The following is a 13064-nucleotide window of genomic DNA, read 5'->3' on the forward strand; positions in this document are numbered from 1 at the left end:
GACCGCGCTGCCGATCATCGAGACCCAGGGCGGTGACGTGTCGGCCTTTATTCCGACCAACGTGATCTCGATCACCGATGGCCAGATCTTCCTGGAAACGGAACTGTTCTACCAAGGCATCCGTCCTGCTGTGAACACCGGTCTGTCGGTGTCGCGCGTGGGTTCGTCGGCTCAGACCGACGCGATGAAGTCGGTTGCCGGCCCGGTTAAACTGGAACTGGCTCAGTATCGTGAGATGGCTGCGTTCGCTCAGTTCGGTTCGGACCTCGACGCCGCCACCCAGCGCTTGCTGAACCGTGGTGCACGTCTGACCGAGCTGATGAAGCAAGCTCAGTATTCGCCGCTGACCAATGCCGAGATCGTTTGCGTGATCTACGCGGGCACCAAAGGCTATCTCGACAAGATCGGCGTCAAGGAAGTCGGCCGCTTCGAGGCTGGCCTGCTGGCCCATCTGCGTCAGAAACATGCCGACCTGCTGGCAGACATCACCAACAACGACCGCAAGGTCAAAGGTGAGCTGGAAGACAAAATCAAAGCAGCGCTCGACGAATTCGCGAAAGACTTCGCCTGAGGGCGGGTAAGGACTGGATAGATGCCAAGCCTTAAGGACCTTAAAAACCGGATCGAAAGCGTCAAGTCGACGCGGAAGATCACGAAGGCCATGCAGATGGTCGCGGCGGCTAAACTCCGCCGCGCCCAGGAAGCTGCCGAAAGCGCGCGTCCCTATGCCGAAGCCATGAACGCCGTTATGGGCGGTCTGGCTTCCTCGGCGGCCGGGTCGAACGATGCCCCAAAATTGCTTTCGGGGACCGGCAGCGACCGGGTTCAGCTTCTCGTTGTCATGACCGCCGAGCGCGGTCTGTGCGGCGGCTTTAACTCGACGATCGTGCGCCTGGCCCGCACGAAGATCGCCGAGCTTCAGGCCGCTGGCAAAACGGTGAAAATCCTGACGGTCGGCAAAAAGGGCCGTGAACAGCTGCGCCGCGACTTTGCGGACCTGTTCGTCGGTCACGTTGATCTGAGCGAAGTCAAACGCCTTGGTTATGCCAATGCGCTGGACATCGCGAAGGACGTGCTGATCCGTTTTGATGCCGGCGAATTCGATGTTGCGACGGTCTTTTACAACCAGTTCCAGTCGGTGATCAGCCAGATCCCGACGGCGCTGCAGATCATCCCGGCATCGTATGAAGCGGCCGAAGGTGCCGAGAACAACCTCTACGACTATGAACCGTCGGAAGAGGGGATCCTGGCGGATCTGCTGCCACGCGGTGTGGCAACTCAGATCTTCACCGCCCTGCTGGAAAACGGCGCGTCCGAACAAGGCGCCCGGATGAGCGCGATGGACAACGCCACGCGCAACGCTGGCGAAATGATCGACAAACTGACCATCGAATTTAACCGTTCGCGTCAGGCCGTCATCACCAACGAGCTTATCGAAATTATTTCGGGCGCCGAGGCGCTCTAAAGGAACCGGAGAAACGACATGGCAGCAGCAAAAGGCAAAGTGACCCAGGTCATCGGCGCCGTTGTGGACGTTCAGTTCGAGGATTCACTTCCCCAGATTCTGAACGCGCTTAACACCGACAACAATGGCCGCAACCTGGTTCTTGAGGTTGCACAGCACCTTGGTGAGAACACTGTTCGTACCATCGCTATGGACGCGACCGAAGGTCTGGTCCGTGGTGCGGTTGTGACCGACACCGGCGCACCGATCTCGGTGCCGGTTGGCAACGCGACCCTGGGCCGCATCCTGAACGTCATCGGCGAGCCGGTGGACGAAAAAGGCGATGTGGTTGCAACTGAACGGCGTGCGATCCACCAGCCCGCTCCGGAATTCGCCGAGCAGTCGACGACTTCGGACATTCTGGTGACCGGCATCAAGGTTATCGACCTTCTGGCCCCCTACTCGAAGGGTGGTAAGATCGGCCTGTTCGGCGGCGCCGGCGTGGGCAAAACCGTTCTGATCATGGAACTGATCAACAACATCGCAAAAGTGCACTCGGGTTTCTCGGTGTTCGCTGGTGTTGGTGAACGGACCCGTGAAGGCAACGACCTGTATCACGAAATGATCGAATCGGGCGTTATCGTTCCCGACGATCTGGAGAAATCCAAAGTGGCCCTGGTTTACGGTCAGATGAACGAACCGCCGGGTGCGCGTATGCGTGTTGCTCTGTCGGGTCTGACCCTTGCAGAACAGTTCCGCGATCAGTCCGGGACCGACGTTCTGTTCTTCGTCGACAACATCTTCCGCTTCACCCAAGCGGGTTCCGAGGTGTCGGCACTTCTGGGCCGTATTCCTTCGGCTGTGGGTTATCAGCCGACGCTGGCAACCGACATGGGCGCCCTGCAGGAACGCATCACCTCGACCAAGGCTGGCTCGATCACCTCGGTTCAGGCCATCTACGTTCCCGCGGATGACCTTACCGACCCCGCGCCGGCAACCTCGTTTGCCCACCTTGACGCCACCACCGTTCTGTCGCGTGCGATTTCGGAACTGGGTATCTACCCGGCCGTTGACCCGCTCGACTCGACCTCGCGTCTGCTTGATCCCGCCGTTGTGGGTGATGAGCACTACAAGGTTGCGACCGACGTTCAGCAGATCCTCCAGCGCTACAAGTCGCTGCAGGACATCATCGCCATCCTTGGCATGGACGAACTGTCGGAAGAAGATAAGCTGACCGTGGCCCGTGCCCGGAAACTTCAGCGCTTCCTGTCGCAGCCCTTCGACGTGGCAAAAGTGTTCACCGGTTCGGATGGTGTTCAGGTTCCGCTGGAAAAAACCATCGCCTCGTTCAAGGCGGTTGTGGCCGGCGAATATGACCACCTGCCCGAAGCGGCGTTCTACATGGTCGGTGACATCGACGAAGTGATCGCCAAAGCCGAGAAAATGGCTGCTGAAGCAGCCTAAGGAGTGATCAATGGCTGAGACCATGCAATTTGATCTGGTATCGCCCGAACGAAGCCTCGCTTCGTTCGAGGCGACCGAGGTCCAGATCCCCGGCGCCGAAGGCGACCTGACGGCGATGCCGGGTCACAGCCCGGTCATCACCACCTTGCGTCCGGGTATCGTTCGGGTGAAAACGTCCGATGGCGACAAAGACTTTGTCGTCACCAGCGGTTTCGTCGAAGTGACCTCGTCGGCGGTTTCCGTGATCGCCGAGCGCGCCCATGCGGGCCACGAAGTGACCAAAGACGACCTGATGGATGTGCTGGAAGACGCTCGTGCCCGTGCGCAAGCGGCTGCAGCCGAAGACAAGGATGGCGCCGAGAAATTCGTCGCTGACCTTGTGCATCTGATGGACGTAATGAGCTAAGGCCTGCTTTCAGGTTGATAAGATTAGCAAAAGGCCCTGCGATTGCGGGGCCTTTTCTTTTTCGCCTAAAAAAATTCAGAATTTGTTGCTACTGTCGCCGAAGGCCCGGAGGCAGGAATGAAACGAATTAACAGTCACTGTATTGGCGTCGATCAGGGCAGCACCATTCTGTTCTCTGATTTCGAGCACGGCGGCGAGATGTGGGCCGGCTCGGGTGCTCGCTCGACACGCAGCACGGTGACGTTCTCGCAGCCGTTCACGGCGCCGCCGTCGGTGCATGTCAGCATTTCGATGTGGGATCTGGACCAGAAAACCAATTTCCGCGCCGATATCTCGTCCGAAGACGTGACCGAAACCGGCTTTGTGATCCTGTTCAAGACATGGGGCGATACGCGGGTGGCGCGCATCCGGGCCGACTGGACTGCAATCGGCCCGCTGCGTCACGAGGACGACTGGGATCTGGGATGATCCCGGATCGGCTTACGGATTGACCGAATACAGGCCTTCGTAGATCGGCATCAGCGTTTCAGTGTCGAACAGCGACGACACGCTGGTGCCGTGCCAGATGTTCAGGATCGCCTGTGCGAACATCGGTGCGGTCGGAACGATGCGGATGTTCGGGGTGTTCCGGACGGCTTCGGTTGCTTCGATCGAATCCGTGATGACCAGATTTTTCATCACCGATTTGCTGATCCGCTCGACCGCGGGGCCGGACAGGACACCATGCGAGATATAGGCGTGCACCTCGGTCGCGCCGGCTTCCATCAGGACTTCGGCGGCTTTGCACAGGGTGCCGGCGGTGTCGCAGATGTCATCGACGATGATACATTTCTTGCCCGAGACATTCCCGATCACGGTCATCTCGGCAACTTCGCCCGGCTTTTCGCGGCGCTTGTCGACGATCGACAGCGGCGCGCCGATCCGTTGTGCCAGTTCGCGGGCACGGGCCACGCCACCCACGTCGGGCGACACGACCATGATGTCTTCCATCTGGCCTTTGAAGTGGTGCTTGATGTCCAGCGCAAACACCGGCGAGGCATAAAGGTTGTCCACCGGCAGGTCGAAAAAGCCCTGAATCTGCGCGGCGTGCAGGTCCATGGTCAGAACCCGTTCGATCCCGGCTTCGGCGATCAGGTTGGCGACCAGCTTGGCCGAGATCGGCGTCCGCGCCTTGGTGCGGCGGTCCTGACGGGCATAGCCGAAATAGGGGATCACGGCGGTGATGCGGCCCGCGGATGAGCGGCGCATCGCGTCCGAGATGATCAGCAGTTCCATCAGGTTGTCATTGGCCGGGTTCGAGGTCGGCTGGATGATGAACATATCCTCGCCGCGGACGTTCTCGTAAACCTCGACAAAGATTTCCTGATCGTTGAACCGTTCGACCCGCGCATCGACAAGGCCGATATTGGCGCCGCGATGCATCGAGATGCGCCGGGCGATTGCCGTCGCCAACGGGCGGTTGGCATTGCCGGAAATCAGTTTCGGTTCGGTGGTAATAGGCATGGCGCTGGTCCCCAGAGTCGGTGTCAGGTGACAGATTCGTGACGTTGACACCGCTTATCACCCGGTTACGGTCTTGCAAACCTTGTGCCGGATGGAGGTGGGAAAATGTCCCATATTGACTACTACTTTTCGACAGTATCGCCGTTTACCTACCTCGCTGGCCTGCGGCTTGAGCAGATTGCCGCCGCGAACGACGCAACTATCACCTATAAGCCGATGGATATTGTCGCGCTGTTTCCGCGCACCGGCGGTGTGCCGCTGCCGCAGCGCCACGAGAACCGCAGGGCCTATCGGCTGGCCGAGCTGCGCCGCCAATCGACCAAGACCGGTTTGCCGATCAATGTTCAACCGGCGCATTTCCCGACCAACGCGGCACCGTCCTCGTATGCGATCATCGCGGCGCAGGCCGCCGGGGGTGGGGATGTCGGGGCGCTGACGCATAGCATCCTGCGGGCCTGCTGGGCCGAGGACAAGGACATCGCTGACGATGCGGTGGTGCGCGATTGCCTGTCAGCGGCGGGGTTCGATCCGGCGCTGGCCGACAAGGGCCTGCTGCTGGGGGCGGAAACCTATGCCCGCAATCTGGAAGAGGCGGTCTCGGCCGGGGTGTTCGGCTCACCGTTCTATGTGGTCGACGGGGGCGAAGGGTTCTGGGGGCAGGACCGGCTTGAGGATCTGGAGCTGTTCCTGCAAGGCAAACTTTGATGCCGCTGGAAATGCGCGGCGGTCACCTGACCGAATGGGACGAACTGGGCCAAGGCCCGCAACCGGCGGTGCTGATCCATTGCTCGCTGGGCCGGGGGCGCAGCTGGCACGGCATGCTGCGCCAGATGACCGAGGTCTGGACCGCGCGGGTGTTCGACCTGCCGGGGCATGGCAACAGCGGTGAGTGGGTCGAGGACGGGCAGGCCGACGTGGTGGACCGGACCTCGGACATGGCGGCGTCCTTGGTGCCTGCGGGGGCCAAGGTCGATCTTATCGGGCATTCCTTCGGGGCCACGGCGGCGCTGAACCTTGCGATCAAACAGCCCGGTCTGATCCGCCGCCTGATCCTGATCGAGCCGGTGTTCTTTGCCGCGATCCACGGTAGCGCGCTGTATGACGCCGAGCTTGCGATCAACACCGGCCTGATGTGCAAGCTTGAATCCGGCCATCTGGATGCGGCGGCCGAGGAATTTGCCGCCAGTTGGGGTGTCGATATTCCGTGGCAGGACCTGCCGGACTTTCTGCGGGCGCAATATGCCCGCGGTATCAAGTTCATCCGGGCCGGAAACGCGGTGCATTTCCACGACAAGGACGGCCTGCTTGATCCGGGGCGGTTTGAATCTCTGGATGTGCCGGTGTTGCTGGTTCAGGGCGAACGGACGCAGCCGGTGGTCTCGGCCATCATCGAGGCCTTGCAGATGCGCCTGCCGCATACCCGCCACGAGGTGATCCCCGGCGCCGGGCATATGCTGCCGCTGACCCATCCGCATCTGACCGCCGACGCGATCAAGGCGTTCCTGTCCAGCACCTGACGGTCTAGACGTCCTCGTCCAGAATATAGTCTTCCCAATCCTCGACCGGGACATCCATTTCCGGCACGGTCCAGCCCTGAACCGAGATCCCGGCCTGATGCACCGACTCGGAAGTGCCGGAAATCAGCGGGTGCCAGTCATACAGCGGCTTGCCCTCGTGCAGCAGCCGATAGGCGCAGGTCCGGGGCATCCAATAGGCGATTTCCGACAGGTTCGACGGTTTCAGCACAACGCATTCCGGCACGATGGTCTTGCGGACCTCGTAATGGGCGCAGCGGCAGGTGCTGTCATCCAGCAGGCGGCAAGCGACGCGGGTGAACACCACCTCGGCGGTTTCCTCGTCCTCCAGCTTGTTCAGGCAGCATTTGCCACAGCCGTCGCACAGGGCTTCCCATTCACGCGGGGTCAGGTTCTTCAGCGGCACCCGCTCCCAGAACTTGTCGCGCAGGCCGTCGCGGTTGATCGGATCGCGGCTCATAATGCGGACAGGATCTTGCGGGCGCGGTCGCAATCTCTGGTCATCTGGGCGATCAGCGGATCAAGCCCGTCAAACGCCATCTCGGGCCGCAGGAAATCGACCAAAGCCACCGACAGGTGCTGGTCATAGAGATCGCCCGAGAAATCGAACAGGAAGGTTTCGCAATTCGGCAGGTTCTGCCCGAACATCGGCCGCACCCCGATCGAGGCCGCGCCGCTATAGGTGCCGGTATGCGGGCCGGTCAGCACATCGACCTTGACGGCATAGACCCCGAATTTCGGCGGGTGCAGCCCGGCAATCGACATGTTGGCGGTGGGAAAGCCCAGCTCGCGCCCGCGCTTTTCCCCATGCACCACGGCGCCTTCGATCCGGTGCCAGTGGCCCAGCATCGCCGCCGCGTCGCGCGGGAGGCCTTCGGTCAGGGCGTTGCGGATCGCGGTCGAGGACACAGCGCCGGTTTCGCCCGCCAGCAATTCCACCGCAGTGACGCCAAACCCCATCTCGGCGCCAAAGCGTTGCAGATCAGCGACCGAGCCTTTGCGGCCCTTGCCGAAACAGAAATCGGCCCCGATCACCACATGGCTCAGGCCCAGACCGTCAGACAGAACCTCGCGCGCGAAATCCTCGGGCGTCAGCGAGGCCATGACCGCATCGAACGGGAACTGGAACAGGTGTTGCACCCCCAGCTTGGCCAGACGGTTGGCCTTGGCCTCGGCATTCATCAGGCGGAAGGGGGGCGCGTCGGGGGCAAAGAATTCGCGCGGGTGCGGCTCGAACGTCAGAATGCCCAGCGGTGCGGAATTGGCTTGCGCGGCGGCGCGGGCGATTTCGATGACGCGCTGATGGCCAAGATGCACACCGTCGAAATTACCGATCGCGACGGCAGCGCCGCGATCGTTCGGAGTCAGTCCGGTCCAGGAGGTAAAGGTCTTCATCATTCCCCGACCTGCCGGAACCGGCAGCGTGTCAGCCCTTGGTACGACGCGGCGCCATTACTTGCGCCTCGCCTTTCAGCACGACCTTTTCGCCTACCACGCACTGACAATCAAGGGTTACGCGGCTTTTGGCGGTATCAATATCCTTGATGGTCACGCTGGCCGTCACAACCTGCCCCGGACGGACCGGCGCAAGGAACTCAAGCGACTGTTTCATGTAGATCGTGCCATGCCCCGGCATCTGCTCGCCCAGAATCGCCGAGATCAGCCCGGCGGTCAGCATTCCGTGAGCGATACGGCCCTTGAAGATGGTGCCCTTGGCGTAATCGTCATCCAGATGAACCGGGTTATGATCGGTGGAAACCTCGGCGAACATCTCGATGTCGCGGTCGGTGATTTCCTTGGTCAGACTGCGGGTCATGCCGATTTCCATATCTTCAAGATAGATCGTGCCGCGCTGGATTGTGTCGGTGGTCATTGTGGCGCCTTCCATGAGTCGTTTCGCGATGCGGGATAGCTTATGTCGCACGACTTTTCAAATTACGCGCGCAACAATTGGTATGATGTGGCCGAAATGGCGCAATGATATTGCGCGACCGTTTAGCGTAGCATCCCGATCGAGAACATCGGCGCGCTTTGCGCCTTGGCCAGAAATCGTTCCAGCGCCTCGGGGTCCGGTTGCCCGCCGGTGGTGCGGGTTTCATCGGCCGCCAGACCGCCGGTGATGAACAGGCAATCCAGATCCTCGCCCATGGCGCCCAGAATATCGGTGCCGATGCCATCGCCAATGCACAGGATGCCGTCATCCGGCACCTTGGCCAATTGCGCCAGACGACGCCGGGCCAGATCATAGATCGGCGGATGCGGCTTGCCGAAATACAGGCTTTCGCCGCCCATCTCGGTATAAAGCTGGGCAACAGCGCCGGCACACCATTCCCGGACTTCGCCGCGATCGACGACGATATCGGGGTTGGCGCAAAGCAGTTTCATGCCCTTGTTCTTGGCATAGATCAGCTGCGGTTCCAGCTCGCGCGGGTCGGCGGTCGGATCGAACGGGCCGGTGCAGACGATGCCCTCGGCCTCGGTCAGCGGCACGCGCTGGATCTGGGCGGGGTTCTCGACGATCTTGATCGGGTCGAAAAAGCTGGTCTCTTTCGGGTCGCCGATGAAAAACACCTTTTCACCGACAACGCCCTCGAACATCGCCGCGCGGGCGCTGTCGCCCGAGGTGGCGATGCCGTCCCATGCATCGGGATCAACGCCGATCTTGGCAAGCTGCTTTTCCACCGCACCGCGGTGCCGTGGCGAGTTCGTGACCAGCACCACGATCCCGCCCTTGGCGCGGTAATCCTTCAGCGCCTGAACCGCCGTCGGGAACGGGGCAAAGCCGTTATGAACACAGCCCCACAAATCGACGAACAGCGCCTCGTAAGGGGCCGAGATTTCGGCGAGGGATTGAATGATGCGGGTCATGGGGGCTCCGGTTAGTCGGGGTGTTTCATCAGGCGCAGGAAAGCAAGGCAGAACGCCAGTTCGGTGATGCTGGCCAGTATCAGGCCCGGCCCGGCGCGACCCAGACCCCATTCGGCCATGCCAAGACCGGCCATAACCAGCATCATCACGGCAAGGGCGCGGCTGATCATCCGGCGGGTGGTGCTGTCCTGAACCCGCCGCAGGGCGGGGGCCAGCAGGAAAAAGCCAAGGAACAGGATGCCGGCGCGGCGGGTGATGACCTCGGGCGCGGTGCCCTGATCCAGCCCGAACAGCGTCAGCGCCAGCCACGGCAGTCCGAACAGCACGATAACCAGCGCGCCCGACAGCCATGTGAAATATCTGAGGGTCTGATCGTAACTCATACGCGAACGGGCCTTGGCTTGAGCGCAACAAAAAAGGGGCGCTGATTTGCGCCCCTTTATGCGGTATGCGGCGGGTGCCGGAAAGATCAAACCTTGAGGTTCGGGGCGCTTAGCCCCCGACGCTTTGGAAAAAACGATGGGTGGTCGGCTTGTTCGGCGCCTTGGAGGGGGTGTCAGGAAAAGGCAGCCCGGCCTCGGTGGACAGCAGTATCCAAACCGTCACCGCCAATAGCAAGTTCACCCCGATCATCAGGTTCATCTGACGCCCAAACGGCTGTTTCCGTGTCTTGTGGCGGAGCAGGCGCTGCCCCAGTTTCAACGCTGGCCATCCGCCGCAGGCCGCGAGCAGCAGAAAGCTGAACTCCGAGACCCGCCAGCCGTATCGTCGGGCCTGAGACTTGTCCCATGCGAACAGGGCGAGGGACCACAGATTCACGCCAAGCAGTGCGAGTATCCACATCGTAGCACCCATGTATTACTCAAAAAAAGGGCGCCCGGCCGGGCGCCCCTCAACTCATACGAAGCCGGATCAAACCTTGAGGTTGGGGATGATCTGTTTTTTGCGGCTCATCACGCCCGGCAGCACAACCAGATCGCCCGAGACCGTCGCGCCAAAGGATTTCTCGGCCACGGCTTTCACCAGATCGTTCGGAACCAGCAGGGTGGCTTCTTCGTTCAGGATGTCGACGACGAACAGCAGCACCTGATCGGCACCGTCTTCGGCGGCCACATTGACCATGGCCGACATCAGGCTGTCCTTGCGGTCGAGGATCAGTTTCGGCGCGGTGGTTTCCAGAACCGAAACGCGGAATTCCTTGCCGTCGACGTTGTATTCTTTCGAGTCCATCCGCAGCAGTTCGGCATCCGAGAAGGCCGAGACGTCGGATTTGGCTTCGAACATCTCAGCGGCATACGAGGCCACGTCGACGCCCAGCTCGGCGGCCAGCTTGGCCACGACTTCGCGGTCCTTGTCGGTGGTCGTCGGCGAGCGGAACTCCAGCGTGTCCGAGATGATGCAGGACAGGGCGGCGCCCTTGATCGCGTCGGGCATCTTGGCGGCGTCGTCGCCCATCAGGTCATACATGATGGTCGCGGTGCAGGCCCAGGGGCGCACGGTGATGTCGATCGGGCCTTTGGTTTCCAGACCGCCAACCAGCTTGTGGTGGTCGATGATCGCGATGATGTCTGCGTCGTTGATGCCATCGGGCAGCTCGGCCGGGTTGTTGGTGTCGACGATGACCACCGGCTTGCCGGCGTCTACGCCCGAAATGATTTCCGGCTTGTCCAGATTCCAGCGGTTCAGCACAAAGGCGGCTTCGGTGTTGGGCTCGCCCAGCAGCTTGGCGGCGGCGGGGGTGCCTTTCACTTCGGTCAGATACCAGGCCCAGACGATGGGCGAGCCGGTCGAGTCGGTGTCGGGGGATTTGTGGCCGAGAACAGTGATGGTCATGTGATTTAATCCGGGTTTGTGTCGGTTTCCGCGCCGTTATAGGCGCGGCGGCGGCTTATGTCACGCACGCTAGCGCTGACATCTGCGGCACAAATGCTGCACTGCCGCGAAAAAATGGGGCGCTTGCCTGTGGGCCGTCGGCGGGGAATAGTGCGGGCATGAGCAAGCCCCGCGAAACCGACCTTTATCCGCCGCTCAAGGCGTTTCTTCAGGCGCAGGGCTATGAGGTGAAATCCGAGGTCGCCTCGGCCGATCTGGTGGCCATTCGCGCCGAGGAACAGCCGGTGATCGTCGAGATGAAAACCGGGTTCACACTGAGCCTGATCCATCAGGGGATCGAGCGGCAAAAGATCAGCGATCTGGTCTATGTCGCCGTGCCGCGCGGGCAGGGGCGGCGCTTTGCCCGCGCGCTGTCCGAGAACCTGGCGCTGTGCAAGCGGCTGGGGCTGGGGCTGTTGACGGTGCGGCTGCGCGACGGGCTGGTCGAGCCGCATCTGGACCCGGGGCCCTATCAGCCGCGCAAATCCAAACCCGCGCAACAGCGGTTGCTGCGCGAATTCGCGCGGCGGGTCGGCGATCCGAACACCGGCGGCATGACCCGCGCAACGATCATGACCGCTTATCGGCAGGACGCGCTGCGTTGTGCGGCGCATCTGGCGGCCGAGGGGCCCAGTAAGGGCGCTCATGTCGCCCGCACCTGCGATGTGCCGACCGCGACCCGGATCATGGCCGCCGATCACTATGGCTGGTTCGAGCGCGTCGCGACCGGCATTTACGCCCTGACCCCCAAGGGTCACGAGGCGCTGAAAACCCATTCTGCCGCCGGGGCCGTGTCAAACTAAAAAATGCTGCAATGCGGCATATTTGGCAGCGGTCCGAGGCCCGGAAGATTTTCACAACGACGCTGTTGACTCGGGTCGGGCAGACCCTTAACTACGCTCCGTTAGCACTCGGACGAGGTGAGTGCTAATACAGAAATTAACATGAACCAAGGAGCGTTCAGAAATGGCATTCACTCCGTTGCATGACCGTGTAGTGGTCCGCCGCGTTGAGAGCGATGAAAAGACCAAAGGTGGCCTGATTATCCCCGATAGCGCGAAAGAAAAACCGGCCGAAGGCGAAGTCGTAGCTGTTGGCGAAGGCGCCCGTAAGGACTCGGGCGAACTGATCACGCCCGCTGTCAAAGCTGGTGACAAGGTTCTGTTCGGCAAATGGTCGGGCACCGAGATCACCCTTGATGGTCAGGAACTGCTGATCATGAAGGAAAGCGACATCCTCGGCATTATCGCCTGAGCCGTCGTAGCTAATTGAAATTCAAGACAACCAGGAGCAAGCAAAATGGCTGCTAAGGACGTCAAGTTTAACACCGATGCCCGCAACCGCATGCTGAGAGGCGTGAACATTCTCGCTGATGCGGTAAAAGTGACCCTCGGCCCGAAAGGCCGTAATGTTGTGATCGAAAAGTCGTTCGGTGCCCCGCGCATCACCAAGGACGGCGTGACCGTAGCCAAAGAGATCGAACTGGAAGACCGGTTCGAGAACATGGGCGCCCAGATGGTCAAAGAAGTCGCCTCGCGCACCAATGACGAGGCCGGTGACGGCACCACCACCGCCACCGTTCTGGCTCAGGCCATCGTTCGCGAAGGCATGAAAGCGGTTGCCGCTGGCATGAACCCGATGGACCTGAAGCGCGGCATCGACCTGGCCACCGCCAAAGTCGTCGAAGCCATCAAAGCCGCTGCCCGTCCCGTGACCGACAGCGCCGAAGTTGCCCAGGTCGGCACCATTTCGGCCAACGGCGAAGCTGAAATCGGTCGTCAGATCGCTGATGCGATGCAGAAAGTCGGCAACGAAGGCGTGATCACCGTCGAAGAAAACAAAGGTCTGGAAACCGAGACCACTGTTGTCGAAGGCATGCAGTTCGATCGCGGCTACCTGTCGCCCTATTTTGTCACCAACCCCGACAAGATGATCGCTGATCTGGAAGACTGTCTGATCCTGCTGCACGAGA

The 13064-nt window shown here is 61.1% G+C and carries 17 protein-coding genes and 1 pseudogene; 10 read left to right on the top strand and 8 right to left on the bottom strand.

All coding sequences use genetic code 11. The annotated features are described in order from the left end of the window. The 5 genes and pseudogenes from ABYW26_RS03285 to ABYW26_RS03305 all read left to right on the top strand — a co-directional run. Positions 1-571, top strand: a pseudogene (locus ABYW26_RS03285) (F0F1 ATP synthase subunit alpha); the annotation flags it as partial. Between the two features lie 21 nt (positions 572-592). After that, positions 593-1465 (top strand): F0F1 ATP synthase subunit gamma, encoded by an 873-nt coding sequence (locus tag ABYW26_RS03290; RefSeq protein ID WP_372603352.1) that lies wholly within the window; start codon positions 593-595, stop codon positions 1463-1465. Positions 1466-1483: 18 nt separating this feature from the next. Beyond that, the gene (gene atpD / locus ABYW26_RS03295) at positions 1484-2908 is read left to right on the top strand and encodes a F0F1 ATP synthase subunit beta (RefSeq protein ID WP_372603353.1); all 1425 of its coding nucleotides are present in this window, start codon (positions 1484-1486) and stop codon (positions 2906-2908) included. A 10-nt stretch (positions 2909-2918) separates the two neighbouring features. Beyond that, positions 2919-3314, top strand: a complete 396-nt coding sequence (locus ABYW26_RS03300) for a F0F1 ATP synthase subunit epsilon (protein ID WP_372603354.1) — start codon at positions 2919-2921, stop codon at positions 3312-3314. Positions 3315-3431: 117 nt separating this feature from the next. Further along, positions 3432-3782, top strand: a complete 351-nt coding sequence (locus tag ABYW26_RS03305) for an H-type lectin domain-containing protein (RefSeq protein ID WP_372603355.1) — start codon at positions 3432-3434, stop codon at positions 3780-3782. Between the two features lie 12 nt (positions 3783-3794). Here ABYW26_RS03305 and ABYW26_RS03310 read toward each other — a convergent pair whose 3' ends face one another. After that, entirely contained in the window at positions 3795-4817 is a 1023-nt protein-coding gene (locus tag ABYW26_RS03310; RefSeq protein WP_372603356.1) for a ribose-phosphate pyrophosphokinase, read from the bottom strand. 105 nt (positions 4818-4922) lie between these two features. Between ABYW26_RS03310 and ABYW26_RS03315 the strand changes: the two genes are divergently transcribed. Continuing rightward, complete coding sequence (locus ABYW26_RS03315; RefSeq protein ID WP_372603357.1) at positions 4923-5522, top strand: 2-hydroxychromene-2-carboxylate isomerase; 600 nt, start codon at positions 4923-4925, stop codon at positions 5520-5522. Next, complete coding sequence (locus tag ABYW26_RS03320; RefSeq protein ID WP_372603359.1) at positions 5522-6334, top strand: alpha/beta fold hydrolase; 813 nt, start codon at positions 5522-5524, stop codon at positions 6332-6334. The genes ABYW26_RS03315 and ABYW26_RS03320 overlap by 1 nt, the downstream gene beginning before the upstream one ends. Positions 6335-6338: 4 nt before the next feature. Here ABYW26_RS03320 and ABYW26_RS03325 read toward each other — a convergent pair whose 3' ends face one another. From ABYW26_RS03325 to ABYW26_RS03355, 7 genes are all read right to left on the bottom strand, one after another. Beyond that, the gene (locus tag ABYW26_RS03325) at positions 6339-6812 is read right to left on the bottom strand and encodes a YcgN family cysteine cluster protein (RefSeq protein WP_372603360.1); all 474 of its coding nucleotides are present in this window, start codon (positions 6810-6812) and stop codon (positions 6339-6341) included. Further along, positions 6809-7747: a bifunctional riboflavin kinase/FAD synthetase gene (locus ABYW26_RS03330; RefSeq protein ID WP_372603361.1), complete on the bottom strand. Its 939-nt coding sequence runs from the start codon at positions 7745-7747 to the stop codon at positions 6809-6811. Before ABYW26_RS03330 ends, ABYW26_RS03325 begins: the two co-directional genes overlap by 4 nt. A gap of 31 nt (positions 7748-7778) precedes the next feature. Next, positions 7779-8225, bottom strand: coding sequence for a MaoC family dehydratase (locus ABYW26_RS03335; RefSeq protein ID WP_372603363.1), 447 nt, complete (start codon positions 8223-8225; stop codon positions 7779-7781). Positions 8226-8347: 122 nt separating this feature from the next. Next, a complete protein-coding gene (locus ABYW26_RS03340; RefSeq protein ID WP_372603365.1) occupies positions 8348-9220 on the bottom strand; it encodes a TIGR01459 family HAD-type hydrolase in 873 nt (290 codons plus the stop codon). 11 nt (positions 9221-9231) lie between these two features. Next, positions 9232-9603 (bottom strand): hypothetical protein, encoded by a 372-nt coding sequence (locus ABYW26_RS03345; protein WP_372603366.1) that lies wholly within the window; start codon positions 9601-9603, stop codon positions 9232-9234. Positions 9604-9712: 109 nt separating this feature from the next. After that, positions 9713-10075, bottom strand: a complete 363-nt coding sequence (locus ABYW26_RS03350; protein ID WP_372603367.1) for a DUF1294 domain-containing protein — start codon at positions 10073-10075, stop codon at positions 9713-9715. A 57-nt stretch (positions 10076-10132) separates the two neighbouring features. Continuing rightward, complete coding sequence (locus tag ABYW26_RS03355; protein ID WP_372603368.1) at positions 10133-11053, bottom strand: manganese-dependent inorganic pyrophosphatase; 921 nt, start codon at positions 11051-11053, stop codon at positions 10133-10135. 158 nt (positions 11054-11211) lie between these two features. Here ABYW26_RS03355 and ABYW26_RS03360 point away from each other — a divergent pair, with 158 nt between their 5' ends. The 3 genes from ABYW26_RS03360 to groEL all read left to right on the top strand — a co-directional run. After that, positions 11212-11895 (top strand): DUF2161 domain-containing phosphodiesterase, encoded by a 684-nt coding sequence (locus ABYW26_RS03360; RefSeq protein WP_372603369.1) that lies wholly within the window; start codon positions 11212-11214, stop codon positions 11893-11895. A gap of 163 nt (positions 11896-12058) precedes the next feature. Further along, entirely contained in the window at positions 12059-12346 is a 288-nt protein-coding gene (locus tag ABYW26_RS03365; RefSeq protein ID WP_372603370.1) for a co-chaperone GroES, read from the top strand. 45 nt (positions 12347-12391) lie between these two features. After that, a partial coding sequence (gene groEL / locus ABYW26_RS03370) for a chaperonin GroEL (protein ID WP_372603371.1) occupies positions 12392-13064 on the top strand: 673 nt, incomplete at its 3' end.

It is taken from the genome of Actibacterium sp. (genome assembly GCF_041584535.1).
GTDB lineage: Bacteria > Pseudomonadota > Alphaproteobacteria > Rhodobacterales > Rhodobacteraceae > Actibacterium_D.